This is a genomic window from Bacillus hominis, assembly GCF_018332515.1.
GTDB classification, from domain to species: domain Bacteria; phylum Bacillota; class Bacilli; order Bacillales; family Bacillaceae_G; genus Bacillus_A; species Bacillus_A hominis.
This window is the reverse complement of sequence record NZ_BOQD01000213.1, coordinates 1-15,776: the sequence shown is the minus strand read 5'-3', so window position 1 is coordinate 15,776 and position 15,776 is coordinate 1. Positions and strand designations below refer to the sequence as shown.

Here is a 15,776-nt window from a genome sequence, read left to right as displayed (position 1 = left end):
ATTTCCCTTTTGTTTTGTAGAGAATAACTTTAAATAATCATTCATATGTTCAAAACGTGGTCTGCAAGTTGGATTAATTAATGCCTCATAAAAAGAAAAGAGTATATGTCTTTCAGTAGATATCCATAATAATCCATATGAAACACAACAACGAAAAAGGTGAACATATGGACTCTTTTCATAAATGGTTACGAGGTGAAAAATCTTTTTCTACGCAGGACCAAGCTGACGATGTATTAAACAGTACGGTTGCTTCTTCTATATCTACAAACCTAGAGCAATTATCTAAACTATTTAGCGGAATTCCAGAGTTAGTAATTAGAAACTTTCCATTAAAAAACGGACAAGAGGCCGCTCTAGTGTATATGGAGGGATTAGTGGATAAAACTGTTATCAATACGGATATTCTTCGCCCTCTATTGTTTCAGGAATGGAATGAACAAGATTTTTGGAAGTCTTCCGTTTCTACCGGGCAAATTAAGAAGGTTGAAAAATGGATAGAAATTGAGCAGGCTATTTTACATGGTAAAAGCATTTTGCTTATTGATGGCCAGTTAACAGCGTTGGAGCTAGACACGCAGGGGGCACCTAAGAGGGGAATTCAGGAACCAACAACAGAAACTGCATTAAAAAGTTCACACGAAGGTTTTACGGAAGTAGCTAGCGAGAGTATTGCCCTCATTCGACGATATATTCCAAATCGTGAATTGAAGGTGAAAGAGTTCACTGTTGGAGAGCGAGCAACTTCAAAGGTGTTTATGTTGTATTTAGCAGATGTTACAAATGAAACAGTCATTCGAGAAATGACGAGTCGTATAAAATCAATCAACATAGATGCTATTCTTAGTACCGGTACGTTAGAGGGGCTTGTTGAAGATAATTCTTATACACTATTTCCGCAATTTTCTATAACTGAACGCCCAGATACGACTTCACATCATATTTTGGAGGGGCGAATTGCGATTGTTGTAGATCGCTCGCCAGGTGTGTTAATTGGTCCGATGACTTTTTCATCATTTTTTCAAACGATAGATGATTACAGTTTAAGGCCAGCTATCGCCTTATTTACACGTATACTTCGTCTCACAGGATTATTTATTGCAATTTTTGCTCCGGCTCTATATATCGCTATGATTTCCTTTCATTATGAAGTGCTTCCTCTCAAATTGCTATTAACGATTGGGGAATCACGTGCCAAAATTCCGTTTCCACCTATTTTAGAAGCTTTATTAATGGAATTAGTTCTTGAAATGCTCCGCGAAGCGGCTATTAGGCTTCCTGGTCCGATAGGGCAAACGATAGGTGTTGTCGGTGGGATTGTAATCGGGCAGGCAGCAGTACAAGCAGGAATTGTAAGTAATGTTATGGTAATTGTCGTCGCAATTACAGCGATTGCATCTTTCATCATCCCTAATTTAGAAATGTCAGCAGGAGTTCGTCTAATTCGATTTCCGATGATGTTTATCGCTTCTGTATTCGGCATCATCGGGATTATGGTAGGGATGACAATAATTATAATTCATTTGCTTTCTTTAGAATCACTCGGAGTTCCGTATAGTAGCCCTGTGTCTCCACTGCGTATTTCCGATTTGAAAGACGCATTTATTCGCTTCCCGCTAAAGATGATAAAGAAACGACCGTTATCTCTTCAGCCTAAACAAGTAAACAGGCAAGGAGATATGGGAGAAAGAGGGGACAAGAAGTGAAGACAGGTGTAAAACAGGAGATATCTTTACTACAATACATTTTAACGATTAGTGGTGTGCAAGTCGGATTTGGTTTGTTGACACTTCCAAGGGAAGTAGCACAAGGAGCGGGGACGGATGGGTGGATTTCAATTATTATCGGATGGGCAATTACTACGGCGGTGAGTCTTTGTATTGTGAAGATTATGGCAAAGCATCCTGGAGATACTTTACTTAGCGTGTTGACGCGTTATTTAGGGAAATGGCTAGGGAAAATAGGGATGATAATTTGGATTTTATATTCATTGCTTGCAGCTATTTCTTTAGTGTTTTCCCTTTTATATGTTATTCGTATTTGGATTTTACCGAAAACTCCTAGTTATTTAATTTTGATTTTATTAGCTATTCCTATGTATATGTTGGCTCGTGAAGGGGCACAAATTATAAGCCGCTATGCGGTCTTTCATTTTTTCTTTACGCTTTGGATGCCGCTTTTATTATTTATTCCCCTTAAAGATAGTCATTGGATTTATCTATTGCCACTTTTAAAAGAAGGATGGATACCAGTTTTTCACACTGTTAAATCAACGATCCTTGCTTTTCTCGGATTTGAATTTGCATTTGTCCTTTATCCTTATTTAAATGATAAACAATCGGCCGGGAAAGGTATTATTATAGCTAATGCTATTACGTTGTTAATATATCTTCAAGTTACTCTCATTTGTTTCGTGTATTTTAGTCCGGATGGTATAACGAAATTTTTATGGCCAACCCTTTCGTTAATTACACCGCTTCATTTCTCGTTTCTTGAACGGTTTGAAATCATATTTTTGTCGTTTTATCTTTTTATTATTTTCGATTCTTGTATTCCGTACATTTTTACTGCTACGGATGGAGTGAAGCAACTGTTTCATAAAAAAGAGGGATCAATGTTTATTTTGATGTTACTTTGTGCGTGTGTTTTGTTTTGGGTCTTCTATACACCGTCGTCTTATCAAATAGATGGGTTAAGGGAAATGTGGGGGATAACTAGTTATTTCGTTGCTGTTCTTTTTCCGGTTGTATTTTTATTGTATATAACTGTCTATGAGCAGTGGAAAAGGAGGAAGAACTAAATGCTGCGGTTTACTAAGTTTACGATGATCGGTTTTCTATTAGTATTTATGACAGGTTGTGGGGATCGGCTTGACTTAGAAAAACAGTCCGTATCGTTAGTTTACGGTTTTGATATGGATGAGCAAGGGAAAATGATTGTTTACGATTTAACACCTAACTTTAATGAAGATGTTGAAAAAAAGTATGAAGTGCATGAAGCGCGAGTGAATACACCAAGGGAAGCGAAAGAAAAGTTTAATAGCTCCAGTAAAGGGTTAGTTTCTACTGAAAAATTACAATTAATATTATTAAGTCAAAAGTTTTTACAACAAGAAGGGGCGATGCCTTACCTTGATGTATGGTATCGTGATCCGAAAAATACAGGGAATATGCGTATTGTCACTGTAAAAGGATCAGTTTCTTCTATAATACATAATGATTTCAAAGATAAGCCGAATCTTCCTGAATATTTGACTGATTTAATTGAGACGAATAAGTTGTACAATCGTACAGCTGTGGCTACATTTCATGAATTCCATCAAGAAACGTTTAGTAAGGGAATAACACCTGCAATTTCAGAAATAAAAGAAGGGGAAAATGAAATTATAGTTACTGGTTCTGCGCTTTTAACAAGCCGTGGAGTGTATAAGGTATCTTTAAATCGTCAGGAAAGTGCGCTACTTCTTATGCTGAAAAAGAACGTAAATCCGCCAGTTTCTCTGACAATGCCTATTTATGCTAAAAGAGTGGAAGCTGACAGTTCTCTTAGAGATTCAAAGGGGAAGGACTTTATAACGATAAATGTGCAAGATATAAAGCGGGATCTTTCAACTCGTTACGATAGAAATCATTTTGTTTTCAATATAAAGCTGAATCTCAAGATATCTATTGCTGAGCGAACATTCGATGTAAATATGAGGAAAGATAAAGGAGAACTAGCTGCACTTATTACGAAACAGTTAAATAAAGATTTCAATAATCTTATACATAAAATACAAAGTGAGAAACTAGATCCATTTGGATTTGGTGATTATGCACGTGCCTTTCAATATAAGCATTGGAAAAAAGTCGAAAATGATTGGCCAAATGCATTCTCAGAAGCAAGTGTTACAGTAACACCCGTCGTGAAAATTTTAGAAAATGGGATTATTAAATGATTTCAATTAATAAAAGATAAAGGGTAGTAAAGTAACTGTTAAAATATTGTAGCCGCCATTTTTAGAATTTGATTTTGCCTAGTAGGAAATTCTATTGTTAGCAAAGTCTTTACCTCATTTTAGTTTTAGAAAGGAGAGAAGCGGATGGATTCAATATGGCTAGAGTATGCGTGGGCATTATTAATTTTAATCGGATTAGAAGGGCTGTTATCGGCTGATAATGCCCTTGTACTAGCAGTTATAGCCAAACATTTACCCGAAGAAGAGAAAAAAAGAGCTATAAATTACGGAATCATTATGGCTTTTGTTTTTCGATTTGCAGCTCTATTTGCGATTTCATTTATTGCAAATGTTTGGCAAATACAGGCGATTGGAGCAGCCTATCTTCTTTATTTAGGATTGAAGCATGTCATTCAGGCGCAATTTGGAAAAGACAATCAAAATATTCATAAGGAAGAGGAAAAGGAAGCGGCAGGTAAAAGCTACTGGTTCACAGTAGGTAAGATTGCATTAGCTGACCTTGCTTTCGCGATTGATTCAATATTAGCAGCGGTCGCTCTTGCTCTGGGGCTTCCGGATTCACCGCTTGACGATTTCGGAGGTATGGATGGAGGACAGTTCATCGTTGTACTTCTTGGAGGGATTGCCGGACTTATTTTAATTAAATTTGCTGCAACTTGGTTTGTTGGGCTTCTTGAGAAACGGCCAGCACTTGAAACGACGGCATATGCGATTGTTGCTTGGGTTGGTGTCAAACTAGCTGTCATTACACTGGCTCATGAGGATATTGGTATTTTAGACCATGATTTTCCGCACAGTACAACTTGGACTTTAATCTTCTATGGAGTATTAGTTGCTATCGCACTAATTGGTTGGTTTGCACCGGGAAATAAGTCAGCCGAAAATAATCCCGAAAGGTAATAAAAAGGTCAGAGCATTATGTGCTTTGTCCTTTTTAATGATAATTATATTGTGTATTTTTCGATTTAACGCTATAATTACAGTGTTAAAGATGGAATCGTGATATGACCTGTTATGAATCTATCATTTTATTTATGAATAAATGGATTGGTATTTTAGCAAGATGTGCTAATAAACTACTCCACCATGATGATAACGTGCCAAAAATGTGGTGCGTATATTTTCGTGGTGGAGTTTTTTTATTCTCAAAAAGGGGGAGTAACCATGAACGACAGCATGGTTCATATTACAATTGACGGCAAAGAATATAGTGCTGAGCCTGGTTCAACTATACTAGGCATTATTAATGAGAACGAAATTGAACATCCACAAATTTGTTACGTGCCAGAAGTGGATCCTATTCAAACATGTGATACTTGTATTGTAGAGGTGAATGGAAAGCTAGTGCGATCGTGTTCTACAGTAGTGACGGACGGTATGAATATCGAGTTGTCCTCTATTAGTGCAAAGGCAGCACAACATGAGGCGATGGACCGCTTATTGGAAAATCATTTACTTTACTGTACGGTATGTGACAACAATAACGGGAATTGTAAATTGCATAATACGGCAGAATTAATGGAAATTGAGCATCAAAAATATCCTTATGAACCAAAAGTTGATGCAAGCGAAGTTGATATGTCTCATCCATTTTATCGCTATGACCCGAATCAATGTATTGCGTGCGGTCAATGTGTAGAGGTGTGTCAAAACTTACAAGTGAATGAAACGTTATCTATTGATTGGGAGGCAGAGCGCCCTCGTGTTATTTGGGATGAAGGAGTAGATATTAATGATTCTTCCTGTGTAAGCTGCGGTCAATGTGTAACGATTTGTCCTTGTAATGCATTAATGGAGAAATCGATGCTCGGTGAAGCTGGATTTATGACAGGATTAAAACCTGATATTCTTGAGCCTATGGTTGATCTTATTAAAGAGGTTGAACCTGGGTATAGCGGTATTTTCGCTGTGTCAGAAGTAGAAGCTGCAATGCGCGACACTCGTACGAAAAAGACGAAAACAGTATGTACGTTTTGTGGTGTAGGTTGTTCATTTGAAGTATGGACGAAGGGCCGTGAAATTCTGAAAGTACAACCAACTTCTGAGGCACCTGTTAATGCGATTTCGACTTGTGTAAAAGGAAAATTCGGTTGGGATTTCGTTAATTCTGAAAAACGACTTACGAAACCTTTAATTCGTAAAAATGGAGTGTTCGTTGAATCGACTTGGGAAGAGGCACTTCATGTAGTGGCGAATAAATTGGGCTCTATTAAAGAAGAGTACGGTAAAGGTTCTATCGGCTTTATTTCTTCTTCTAAAATTACGAATGAAGACAACTATGTTATTCAAAAATTAGCACGACAAGTGTTTGAAACGAACAATATTGATAACTGCTCACGTTATTGCCAATCGCCCGCAACAGATGGATTGTTCCGTACAATTGGTATGGGCGGGGATGCAGGAACGATTAAAGATATTGCGCAATCAGGCCTTGTTATTATTGTCGGTTGTAATCCGACAGAAGGTCATCCTGTGTTAGCGACTCGTGTGAAACGTGCACATAAACTTCACGGTCAAAAACTAATTGTCGCAGATCTTCGTAAAACTGAAATGGCAGAGCGTTCAGATATCTTTATTAGTCCAAAGCAAGGCACAGATCAAGTATGGTTAATGGCTGTTACGAAATATATGATTGATCAAGGTTGGCATGATGAGCAGTTCATCGACGAGAATGTAAACTTCTTTGAAGATTTCAAAGATAGTCTTAAAGAATATACGCTTGAATATGCAGAAGAGATTACAGGTATTTCAAAAGAAACTCTCGTTCAAATGGCCGAGATGATTCGTGATGCAGATGGTACCTGTATTCTTTGGGGTATGGGTGTAACGCAAAATACGGGTGGTTCAGATACTTCCGCTGCGATTTCAAACTTACTTCTTGCAACAGGAAATTATCGTCGCCCAGGTGCTGGTGCATATCCACTTCGTGGTCATAATAACGTACAAGGTGCTTGTGATATGGGAACTCTTCCAGGCTGGCTACCAGGATATCAACACGTTACTAACGATGTAGAACGTGCGAAATTTGAAATAGCTTACGGAGTAAAAATTGATAATAAACCAGGTCTTAATAACATTGAAATGCTTCACGCAATTGATGAAGGGAAAATGAAAGCTATGTATCTTGTTGGAGAGGATATGGCTCTTGTAGACTCTAACGCAAATCACGTACATGAAGTGTTATCAAGTCTTGAATTCTTTGTCGTTCAAGATGTGTTCCTTTCTAAAACAGCTCAATACGCTGATGTCGTATTACCAGCAGCACCATCTCTTGAAAAAGAAGGTACGTTTACAAATACAGAACGTCGTGTACAAAGATTATATCAAGTACTGCCGGCGCTAGATGAGGCGAAACCAGACTGGTGGATCGTGCAGGCAATTGCTAATAAATTAGGTGCAAATTGGAATTATAATCATCCAAGTGAAATCTTTGCCGAAATGGCAAGCTTATCACCATTATTTGCACATGCAAACTATGAGGTGCTAGAAGGATGGAACAGTTTCCATTGGGGAAGTTTTGACGGAACGAATACACCGCTCCTTTTCCAAGATGGATTTAACTTCCCAGACAAAAAAGCTCGTTTTGCGATAGCTGATTGGGTGCGTCCTGCTGAATTCCCAGAAGAATACGATCTTCACATTAATAACGGTCGTATGCTTGAACATTTCCATGAAGGGAACATGACAAATAAATCAACTGGTATTCAATCGAAAGTACCAGGTGTTTTCGTTGAAGTTTCTCCAGAACTTGCAAGGGAACGTGGCGTGAAAACTGGTTCGTTAGTACGTCTTGTTTCTCCTTTTGGAGCACTTAAATTACGTGCACTTATAACAGATCGTGTAAAAGCGAATGAGCTGTATTTACCGATGAACTCGACAGATAACGAAACGGCGATTAATTTCTTAACAGGTCCTGCCGTTGACTTACGTACAAACACGCCTGCATATAAACAAACGAAAGTGCGTATGGAAGTGTTACAAGTAGAAGGAGAGAATCCGATGCCAAAAACGAACCCACGTAATAAAAAGCGTCACCCTCAAAACGGTATTGAGGTAAATCGCAAGTGGGCTCGTCCAGGATACGTACACTTAACGGATGAAGTGAAACTTTAATCAGTGGAGAGGTCTTCATCCCCCACTGATTATTAGCCCTCACCAATAGGGCTTTTACGGGCAGTCCAACCCCCACCTAACTCTTTGCTTTCGCTGAATTTTGAGGTAGGGGTCTTACTGTCCGCAAATAGCGGGATAACTAGGGAGGAAAAAAGAATATGGCAGCACCTATTCAAGCGATCCAGAAGCAGGAGCTAACTGAGGAAGAACTCAAACAACAAAAACTCGAAGATTTAAAAGAACTTTTAGCGAATAATGAAGAAGCGTTAAATCAAATGTTTAATATAGTAGGTGAACTGAATGACATTGGGATGCTGGAAGCTGCAAATTCTATGCTGAAAGCGAAAGAACCAATCGCAAAAATCGTTCTAGGCCAAGTCACTCGTGAACCAGTTACAAATTTAATTAATAATATGATGGGCGCTGCAGGAGCTTTAACAGAACTTGATCCAGAACTTACGAAAAAGCTTATAGGTAGTTTATTAGTAGGGCTGGAAGAAGGTAATGAGCATCTACAAAGTAATAAAAAGGTTGGGGTATTTGATCTTATGAAAGTACTGAAGGATCCGGATATTAATCGTGCTATCGGATTTGGTCTTCATTTCTTAAAAGGTATGGGTAAAGGGTTAAAAGAAGAATAGGTAAGAAACAATAATAGTAATTCATCTTTACACTTATTTGAAATTATGTGTAAAGATGAATCTTTTCGTCTCAATTTAAGTGAATAGTTTAGATGAAAAGGTCATTTTGGTAGAATAGTTATGATGAAAGAATATGCGAAAAGTTAGTGTTGATGAACAGGGGAGGAATGAAAGTATGTCAAAGATGGTACACGAATTTAATGATATGATACGAAAGCTTCGAAAGGATTTATTCGGAAAAGGGCCGGAGCGAATTCATACTGTATTTGCTGAAAATATGGCGATTGCTACACTTTATGGGAATTTGACACCGACTGAGAAGTTCATTTCGGGAACGATGGATGGTGCGGAAATGGTTCATATGGCTCGAACGAAAATGATTCAAGAAGTGTATGCTGTTAATTCTCGTGAGCATTTAGAGGAACTTGTTGGAGCGAAATTAGTTCATCTGTTTTCAGATATGAAAGTGGAAGAAGATATTGCGGTTTCGGTGTTTGTCTTTGATAAAAATATAACGTGAGAGAAGGATACTCATCGTGAAATCGATACAGGTGGAACGGGAAATTTTTCGTTATGAACAAGGAGAATTTACACATATAGAGGACAGCATTGTAACAGAGTTTCCTGTTACGGTTAAAATGAACGGACAGGAATTTGTTACAATGGTTAGTACTCCAGAGTATATTGAAGATATGGTAATAGGCTTTTTAGCATCTGAAGGTATTATCCGAAAGTATGAAGATATTGATGAAATATGGGTGCAAGAAAAAGAAGGCTATGTACATGTAAAAACGATGAAAATCAATCCTTATTATCGTGACATGCAAAACAAACGTTATATTACTTCGTGCTGTGGAATGAGCAGGCAAGGGTTTGTTTTCGCAAACGATGCGCTGACTGTGAAAGAAATGAATGATATTCGTGTAAAAATCTCTGCCGAGGATTGTTTTCGGTTAATGAATGATATGCAGCAATCTGCGTCTACGTTTCAACATACAGGCGGTGTCCATAATGCAGCTTTATGCGATGTGAACGGAATTGTTTTAAGCCGAATGGATATAGGAAGACATAACGCTTTAGATAAAATTTACGGCTATTGTTTAAAAAATAACATTTCGATTGGTGATAAAATTATTGTGTTTAGTGGTCGTATATCTTCAGAAATTCTATTAAAAGTTGCGAAAATTGGCTGTGAAATTATATTGTCAAAATCCGCTCCAACTGAGTTGGCATTAGAGCTAGCGGAGCAGTTAGGGATTACGACAGTAGGGTTTATTCGTAATGGATCTTTAAATGTATATACGCATCCAGAGCGGATTGTAAATATAAAATAAGTAGAAACGAGGCAATAAATATGAAATCTGTCACATTAGACAAATTAGATCGTCCTTTAAAGGATTTACGTATTTCTGTTACCGATCGCTGTAATTTTCGTTGTAGATATTGTATGCCGGAGGAAATATTTGGTCGTGATTATGCTTTTTTGTCTAATGATAAAATTTTATCTTTTGATGAAATTGAAAGGATTACACGTATTTTCGTTTCTTTAGGTGTCACAAAGTTACGTATTACTGGAGGAGAGCCTTTACTTCGAAAAGACTTACCTGAACTCATACAGCGGCTAAATAAAATCGATGGCGTAGCGGATATCGGTTTAACGACAAATGGATCATTACTTAAAAAGTTTGCTCCTGATTTATATAAGGCCGGTTTATCTCGCGTGACAGTTAGTTTAGATTCTTTAAATGAAGAGCGTTTCTCTTATTTAAATGGAAATAGAAGTAAAGTAAAAACAGTTCTTGCAGGAATACAGGCTGCAGCGGAAGTAGGAATGAAAATTAAAATGAACATGGTTGTTCAAAAAGGGAAAAATGAGCAAGATATCGTTCAGATGGCAGAGTATTTTAAAGAAAATAAGCATATTTTACGATTTATTGAATATATGGATGTCGGAAATTATAACGGCTGGGAATTAGGCGAAGTAGTTTCTAAGCAAGAAATACTAAAGATGATTAATGAAGTTATGCCACTTGAACGTATTGAAGCGAACTATCCTGGTGAAGTTGCGACACGTTATCGCTATATGGGTAGTAATGAAGAAATAGGAATTATTTCATCTGTAACAGATTCGTTCTGTTCATCATGTACAAGAGCGCGTATTTCAGCAGAAGGAAAATTGTATACATGTTTGTTTGCTTCAAAGGGAAACGATCTTAAAGAGTTACTTCGCTCTGGATATACGGATGAAGAGATTACTAATATTATTCGTGACATTTGGAATAATCGTTCAGACCGTTATTCAGATGAACGGTTAAGCAATACGAATAACAAAACAATGCCGAAAATTGAAATGTCGCATATCGGTGGTTGAGAAACTACTATGAATGTAGAGTCTCTTTGTTAACGTAAATAATGGAAAGTGTGCAAGTTTTGCAGATTTTCTATGATTATAGTAAAAATGATGATTGATATTTCTGTAAGAGATATGCAGAGAAATTAAGCAGCATTCAAAAATCCTTACGATGTTAAGGTTTTTTGAAGCTGCTTTTTTTGATTAGAAAAATGGAGGAATCGATTATGGCATTTCATAAACCGGAACAAATTGCTGCACTTGTGATTGAATCCGGTGTTCAAAAGGTAAGGCAACCGCTATCCGCGATGCTTATCCTTGGTTTTTTAGGAGGAGCATTCATTTCGTTAGGATTTTTACTTAATATTCGTGTGCTAGGTAATGTACCGGAGCAATGGGGGAGTTTAGTCAATTTTATAGGAGGAGCGGTTTTTCCTATCGGACTGATGCTCGTTGTGTTAGCGGGAGGAGAATTAATTACGGGAAATATGATGTCGATGTCCATGGCACTTTATGCACGCAAAATCTCATTGAAACATGTGTTAAACAATTGGGCTTGGATTACTTTAACTAATTTCGTAGGTGCACTTTTCGTCGCGTATTGTTTCGGTCATCTTGGCGGGCTTACAGAGGGAGCGTATTTAAATAAGACGATAGCGATAGCTCAAGATAAGTTACATGAATCTTTCGGGAGAACGTTAATCTTGGCAATTGGTTGTAATTGGCTCGTTTGCCTTGCGATTTGGTTAGCGTACGGAACGAATGATTTGATCGGAAAGATTGTTGGAATTTGGATTCCGATTATGGCTTTTGTCGTAATTGGATTTCAGCAAGTGGTAGCGAATATGTTTGTCATTTCAGCTGTTATTTTTGCGGGACACCTTACGTGGATGGATCTTGCGAAAAACTTCGTACCTGTCTTTATCGGAAATGTAATTGGAGGAGCTGGCTTTGTTGGGTTCGCTTACTTTTCTTGTTATCAGAAACAAAGTGTTATCGAGAAAGATGTGTTGAAAAAATAATCGAATAGGAAGCAAATTTTTCACACGAAAGGAAGGCTATCTCATGATAGAGCGATATTCACGTCAACAGCTGTTCAACCCTATTGGGAGTGAAGGACAAGAGAAAATTAGAAATAAGCATGTGTTGATAGTCGGGGCAGGTGCATTAGGAAGTGCAAGTGCTGAAAGCTTCGTACGCGCAGGTATCGGGAAATTAACGATTATTGATCGTGATTACGTAGAATGGAGTAATTTACAGCGGCAACAGCTTTATGGTGAACAAGATGCGTTAGAAAAGTTACCAAAAGTAATAGCGGCACAGAATCGTCTCAAACAAATTAATTCAGAAGTACAAATTCAAGCTCTTGTAATGGATGCAAGAGTAGATAATATGGAAGCTTTATTGGACGGTGTCGATGTCATTATTGATGCAACAGATAATTTTGATATTCGATTTGTAATCAATGACCTGTCACAAAAACATAATATTCCTTGGATTTACGGTTCTTGTGTCGGATCGTATGGCATGAGCTATACAATTATTCCGAAGAAAACACCATGTTTACATTGTGTGTTGAAAAGTGTTCCTGTTACAGGAGCGACATGTGACACAGTTGGAATCATTAGTCCAGCTGTTCAAATCGTCGCAGCGTATCAAGTGGCGGAAGCTTTCAAAATTTTAGTAGGAGATTACGAAGCAATTAGAAAAACTTTTTTAATGTTTGATATATGGAGTAATCAACATCACTCAATCAAACTAGGAAAAATAAAAACGGAAAACTGTCCTTCGTGCGGAACAAATAGAACTTATCCTTATTTATCTTACGAAAACCAAACGAAGACAGCTGTTTTATGCGGAAGAAATACAGTTCAAATTAGACCGGCGCATAATAATCATTACAACTTTGGCGAGTTAGAAAAAGTATTAAAGAACCATGGGAAAGTTGATCGGAATCCGTATTTGCTCTCTTGCCAATTAGAAGATTATCGCATCGTCATTTTTCAAGATGGTCGTGTGTTTATTCATGGAACGAATGAAATTCAAAAAGCGAAACAAATATACTATCGGTTATTAGGGTAATAGAAAGGGATTGGTAATGATGGAAAGAAGAGTGCCGATTACAGTTGAAGAGGCTGTCCGTAAAGTAATGGGATTTGCTAACTGTGGTGTAAAAGAACTAGTACCACTTGAATTAGCATACGGGCGAACATTAGCAGACGATTTAGTAGCGGATCACGATGTCCCTTCTTTCGATCGCTCGCCATATGATGGATTTGCTATTAGGGCAGAAGATACTTCTCAGGCAAGTCGTGAGAATCCAATTGTATTTGAAGTAATCGGTGAAATTGGAGCAGGTTCCGTATTCCATAAAGAAGTAGGAGCGTTTCAAGCAGTTCGAATTATGACAGGGGCACAAATTCCGAAAGGATGTAACGCGGTCGTCATGCTAGAGCTGACTCGTCATCGTCAATATGAGAATATCGGAAAAAGCTATATGGAGGTGAAACGCTCATTTAAAGAAGGGGACAATATATCCTTTCAGGGAGAAGATGCTCGTAAAGGAACTGTTCTCGCAAAAAGGGGTTGTTACATTAATCCAGGTATTTCGGCTCTTCTTGCTACATTCGGTTACAGTGAAGTGCCAGTTGCGAAAAAGCCTGTAATCGGGCTATTGGCGACTGGGAGTGAACTTCTCGATGTAAATGAAGAACTACAACCAGGGAAAATCCGAAATAGTAATACGTATATGATATCGTCTCAAATTCGAAGAGCAGGTGGAAGAGTAAAATACTTCGGGAAGTTTAGCGACGATTTGAATACGTGCTACGAAGCAGTGAAAAGAGCATTAAGCGAAGTTGATATGTTAATTACAACTGGTGGTGTTTCGGTAGGAGATTACGATTATTTGCCAGCGATATACGAAAAATTAGGCGCATCAGTTCTTTTTAATAAAGTAGCAATGCGGCCGGGAAGTGTCACGACTGTAGCACAATTAAATGGAAAATTATTATTCGGATTATCAGGTAATCCGTCTGCTTGTTACGTAGGTTTTGAGCTATTTGTAAAACCTAGCATTCGTGCGTATATGTTTAGTGAAAAACCACATGTAAAACGAGAAAAAGCAATGCTCGGAGAAGATTTTCTAAAACCGAATCCATTTACAAGATTTGTACGAGCAAAGATCCAGTATAACGAAGGACAACTAGTCGCTTATCCATCAGGATTCGATAAATCTAGTTCCGTTTCTTCACTAGCAGAATCAAACATTTTTATCGTACTACTAGGCGGCACGAGAGGATATAAGAAAGGGATGTTTGTAGACATTCTTTTATTAAAAGATAACGAAGGTAGTGAATGGCCTTGGGCATTCCATAAAGTAGGGAGAGGGTCTGATGGGACAAGCAAAATTTGAAATTGTAGATAGTCCGATTGTAGTTGAAGAAGTAACGAATAAAGTAGCAAGGCGAGAAGCTGGAGCAATTACAACTTTTATTGGAACGGTAAGAGAATTAACGAAAGGAAAACGAACGTTACATCTTGAGTATGAAGCATATAAACCGATGGCAGTAAAAAAGCTTACTGAAATTGGAGAAGAAATTAAGAAACAGTGGCCAGATGCAAAAATAGCAATCACACACCGAGTAGGACGATTAGAAATAATGGATATTGCCGTTGTCATTGCGGTATCCTCACCGCATCGTAAAGTAGCGTATGAAGCGAATGAATACGCAATTGAACGTATAAAGAGAATCGTCCCAATTTGGAAAAAAGAATTTTGGGAAGATGGAACGGAGTGGATTGGAGATCAACTTGAAAATACTCCATATCCAGAAGGAAAACCGAAGAAAGAAGAATGAGAGAATGATTACAATTTTACTGTTCGCAAATTTACGAGAAGAAGTCGGTTCAGAGAAGTTAGTGATAATAGAAAAACGAGAGATGAATGTTCAACAATTAAAAAAATGGCTGGAAGATAAGTATCAATTACAGACGCTAAATAAAGTGATGGTAGCAATTAACGAAGAGTTTGTAACGGACGAAGAAATTGTAAAAGCCGGAGATATCGTAGCGTTTATCCCACCTGTAAGTGGAGGTTAATTCTTCCTATTTGAATATCTTATCTTTCATACGTTAAGGAGGATCGTTATGAGTGAGTTTTCGCACTGGAATGAAGAAGGAAGAGCTAAAATGGTTGATATTTCTCAAAAGGATATTTCAACACGTACAGCTGTTGCGCAAAGTACAATTTCTTTATCAAATGAATTATTCCAAGCCATTCAAAATGGTGGATTGAAAAAAGGTGATCCGCTCCAAGTAGCGCAAATTGCTGGCATAATTGGTGCTAAAAAAACAGCGGATATAATCCCTATGTGTCATCCGATATTAATCCAAGGAACCGACTTTACGTTTCATTATGAAAAGACAAGTGATGGGTATGAGTTAACGATACGAGCAACTGTAAAATGCAGCGGAAAAACAGGAGTAGAAATGGAAGCATTAACTGCCGTAACGATTGCCGCTCTTACTTTTTACGATATGTGTAAAGCTGTTGATAAAACGATGGTTATGAAAGAAACATATTTAGTTCAAAAAACGGGTGGGAAAAGCGGAGACTTTTTTCATCCCGCATTAACGGGCAGTAAGACTCCCACCTCAAAATTCGGTTGAAGAAAAGAAGTTAGGTAGGAGATCAACTGCCCGTAAAATCCCG

General features: G+C 37.8%; 16 protein-coding genes. All 16 read left to right on the top strand.

Going from position 1 to position 15,776, the window contains the following annotated elements; genetic code table 11:
- Positions 1-167: 167 nt before the first annotated feature.
- The 16 genes from KI356_RS19600 (at position 168) to moaC (ending at position 15,733) form a co-directional block, all read left to right on the top strand.
- Positions 168-1,706, top strand: coding sequence for a spore germination protein (locus tag KI356_RS19600; protein WP_212936196.1), 1,539 nt, complete (start codon positions 168-170; stop codon positions 1,704-1,706).
- Positions 1,703-2,800 (top strand): GerAB/ArcD/ProY family transporter, encoded by a 1,098-nt coding sequence (locus tag KI356_RS19595; RefSeq protein WP_212936195.1) that lies wholly within the window; start codon positions 1,703-1,705, stop codon positions 2,798-2,800. The genes KI356_RS19600 and KI356_RS19595 overlap by 4 nt, the downstream gene beginning before the upstream one ends.
- Positions 2,801-3,937: a Ger(x)C family spore germination protein gene (locus tag KI356_RS19590; RefSeq protein WP_212936194.1), complete on the top strand. Its 1,137-nt coding sequence runs from the start codon at positions 2,801-2,803 to the stop codon at positions 3,935-3,937.
- Positions 3,938-4,081: 144 nt separating this feature from the next.
- Entirely contained in the window at positions 4,082-4,858 is a 777-nt protein-coding gene (locus KI356_RS19585; protein ID WP_212936193.1) for a TerC family protein, read from the top strand.
- A 104-nt stretch (positions 4,859-4,962) separates the two neighbouring features.
- The gene (locus KI356_RS19580; RefSeq protein ID WP_002158491.1) at positions 4,963-5,154 is read left to right on the top strand and encodes a hypothetical protein; all 192 of its coding nucleotides are present in this window, start codon (positions 4,963-4,965) and stop codon (positions 5,152-5,154) included.
- A complete protein-coding gene (gene fdhF, locus KI356_RS19575; protein ID WP_212936192.1) occupies positions 5,123-8,071 on the top strand; it encodes a formate dehydrogenase subunit alpha in 2,949 nt (982 codons plus the stop codon). The genes KI356_RS19580 and fdhF overlap by 32 nt, the downstream gene beginning before the upstream one ends.
- A 158-nt stretch (positions 8,072-8,229) precedes the next feature.
- Positions 8,230-8,712 (top strand): helical membrane plugin domain-containing protein, encoded by a 483-nt coding sequence (locus tag KI356_RS19570; protein WP_002202535.1) that lies wholly within the window; start codon positions 8,230-8,232, stop codon positions 8,710-8,712.
- Between the two features lie 175 nt (positions 8,713-8,887).
- The gene (locus KI356_RS19565) at positions 8,888-9,232 is read left to right on the top strand and encodes a Na-translocating system protein MpsC family protein (protein ID WP_000041501.1); all 345 of its coding nucleotides are present in this window, start codon (positions 8,888-8,890) and stop codon (positions 9,230-9,232) included.
- A 16-nt stretch (positions 9,233-9,248) separates the two neighbouring features.
- A complete protein-coding gene (gene fdhD / locus KI356_RS19560; protein ID WP_212936191.1) occupies positions 9,249-10,046 on the top strand; it encodes a formate dehydrogenase accessory sulfurtransferase FdhD in 798 nt (265 codons plus the stop codon).
- 20 nt (positions 10,047-10,066) lie between these two features.
- The gene (moaA, locus tag KI356_RS19555) at positions 10,067-11,083 is read left to right on the top strand and encodes a GTP 3',8-cyclase MoaA (protein WP_212936190.1); all 1,017 of its coding nucleotides are present in this window, start codon (positions 10,067-10,069) and stop codon (positions 11,081-11,083) included.
- A 206-nt stretch (positions 11,084-11,289) separates the two neighbouring features.
- Positions 11,290-12,084: a formate channel gene (locus KI356_RS19550; protein WP_063217900.1), complete on the top strand. Its 795-nt coding sequence runs from the start codon at positions 11,290-11,292 to the stop codon at positions 12,082-12,084.
- Between the two features lie 43 nt (positions 12,085-12,127).
- A complete protein-coding gene (locus KI356_RS19545; protein ID WP_212936189.1) occupies positions 12,128-13,144 on the top strand; it encodes a molybdopterin-synthase adenylyltransferase MoeB in 1,017 nt (338 codons plus the stop codon).
- A 19-nt stretch (positions 13,145-13,163) separates the two neighbouring features.
- A complete protein-coding gene (locus tag KI356_RS19540) occupies positions 13,164-14,477 on the top strand; it encodes a molybdopterin molybdotransferase MoeA (protein ID WP_212936197.1) in 1,314 nt (437 codons plus the stop codon).
- Complete coding sequence (locus KI356_RS19535) at positions 14,458-14,922, top strand: molybdenum cofactor biosynthesis protein MoaE (protein WP_212936188.1); 465 nt, start codon at positions 14,458-14,460, stop codon at positions 14,920-14,922. Before KI356_RS19540 ends, KI356_RS19535 begins: the two co-directional genes overlap by 20 nt.
- Positions 14,923-14,926: 4 nt before the next feature.
- Positions 14,927-15,163 (top strand): molybdopterin converting factor subunit 1, encoded by a 237-nt coding sequence (moaD, locus tag KI356_RS19530; RefSeq protein ID WP_212936187.1) that lies wholly within the window; start codon positions 14,927-14,929, stop codon positions 15,161-15,163.
- 48 nt (positions 15,164-15,211) lie between these two features.
- Positions 15,212-15,733: a cyclic pyranopterin monophosphate synthase MoaC gene (gene moaC, locus KI356_RS19525; RefSeq protein WP_212936186.1), complete on the top strand. Its 522-nt coding sequence runs from the start codon at positions 15,212-15,214 to the stop codon at positions 15,731-15,733.
- The last annotated feature ends 43 nt before the right edge of the window (positions 15,734-15,776 follow it).

Bases quoted from the DNA above. Each gene is read 5' to 3' on its own strand.
- KI356_RS19545 (WP_212936189.1), top strand. From the start codon at position 12,128: ATGATAGAGCGATATTCACGTCAACAGCTGTTCAACCCTATTGGGAGT.
- KI356_RS19600 (WP_212936196.1), top strand. From the start codon at position 168: ATGGACTCTTTTCATAAATGGTTACGAGGTGAAAAATCTTTTTCTACG.
- KI356_RS19590 (WP_212936194.1), top strand. From the start codon at position 2,801: ATGCTGCGGTTTACTAAGTTTACGATGATCGGTTTTCTATTAGTATTT.
- KI356_RS19540 (WP_212936197.1), top strand. From the start codon at position 13,164: ATGGAAAGAAGAGTGCCGATTACAGTTGAAGAGGCTGTCCGTAAAGTA.
- KI356_RS19585 (WP_212936193.1), top strand. From the start codon at position 4,082: ATGGATTCAATATGGCTAGAGTATGCGTGGGCATTATTAATTTTAATC.
- KI356_RS19565 (WP_000041501.1), top strand. From the start codon at position 8,888: ATGTCAAAGATGGTACACGAATTTAATGATATGATACGAAAGCTTCGA.
- KI356_RS19535 (WP_212936188.1), top strand. From the start codon at position 14,458: ATGGGACAAGCAAAATTTGAAATTGTAGATAGTCCGATTGTAGTTGAA.
- KI356_RS19550 (WP_063217900.1), top strand. From the start codon at position 11,290: ATGGCATTTCATAAACCGGAACAAATTGCTGCACTTGTGATTGAATCC.
- moaA (WP_212936190.1), top strand. From the start codon at position 10,067: ATGAAATCTGTCACATTAGACAAATTAGATCGTCCTTTAAAGGATTTA.
- fdhF (WP_212936192.1), top strand. From the start codon at position 5,123: ATGAACGACAGCATGGTTCATATTACAATTGACGGCAAAGAATATAGT.
- KI356_RS19580 (WP_002158491.1), top strand. From the start codon at position 4,963: ATGACCTGTTATGAATCTATCATTTTATTTATGAATAAATGGATTGGT.
- moaC (WP_212936186.1), top strand. From the start codon at position 15,212: ATGAGTGAGTTTTCGCACTGGAATGAAGAAGGAAGAGCTAAAATGGTT.
- KI356_RS19570 (WP_002202535.1), top strand. From the start codon at position 8,230: ATGGCAGCACCTATTCAAGCGATCCAGAAGCAGGAGCTAACTGAGGAA.
- moaD (WP_212936187.1), top strand. From the start codon at position 14,927: ATGATTACAATTTTACTGTTCGCAAATTTACGAGAAGAAGTCGGTTCA.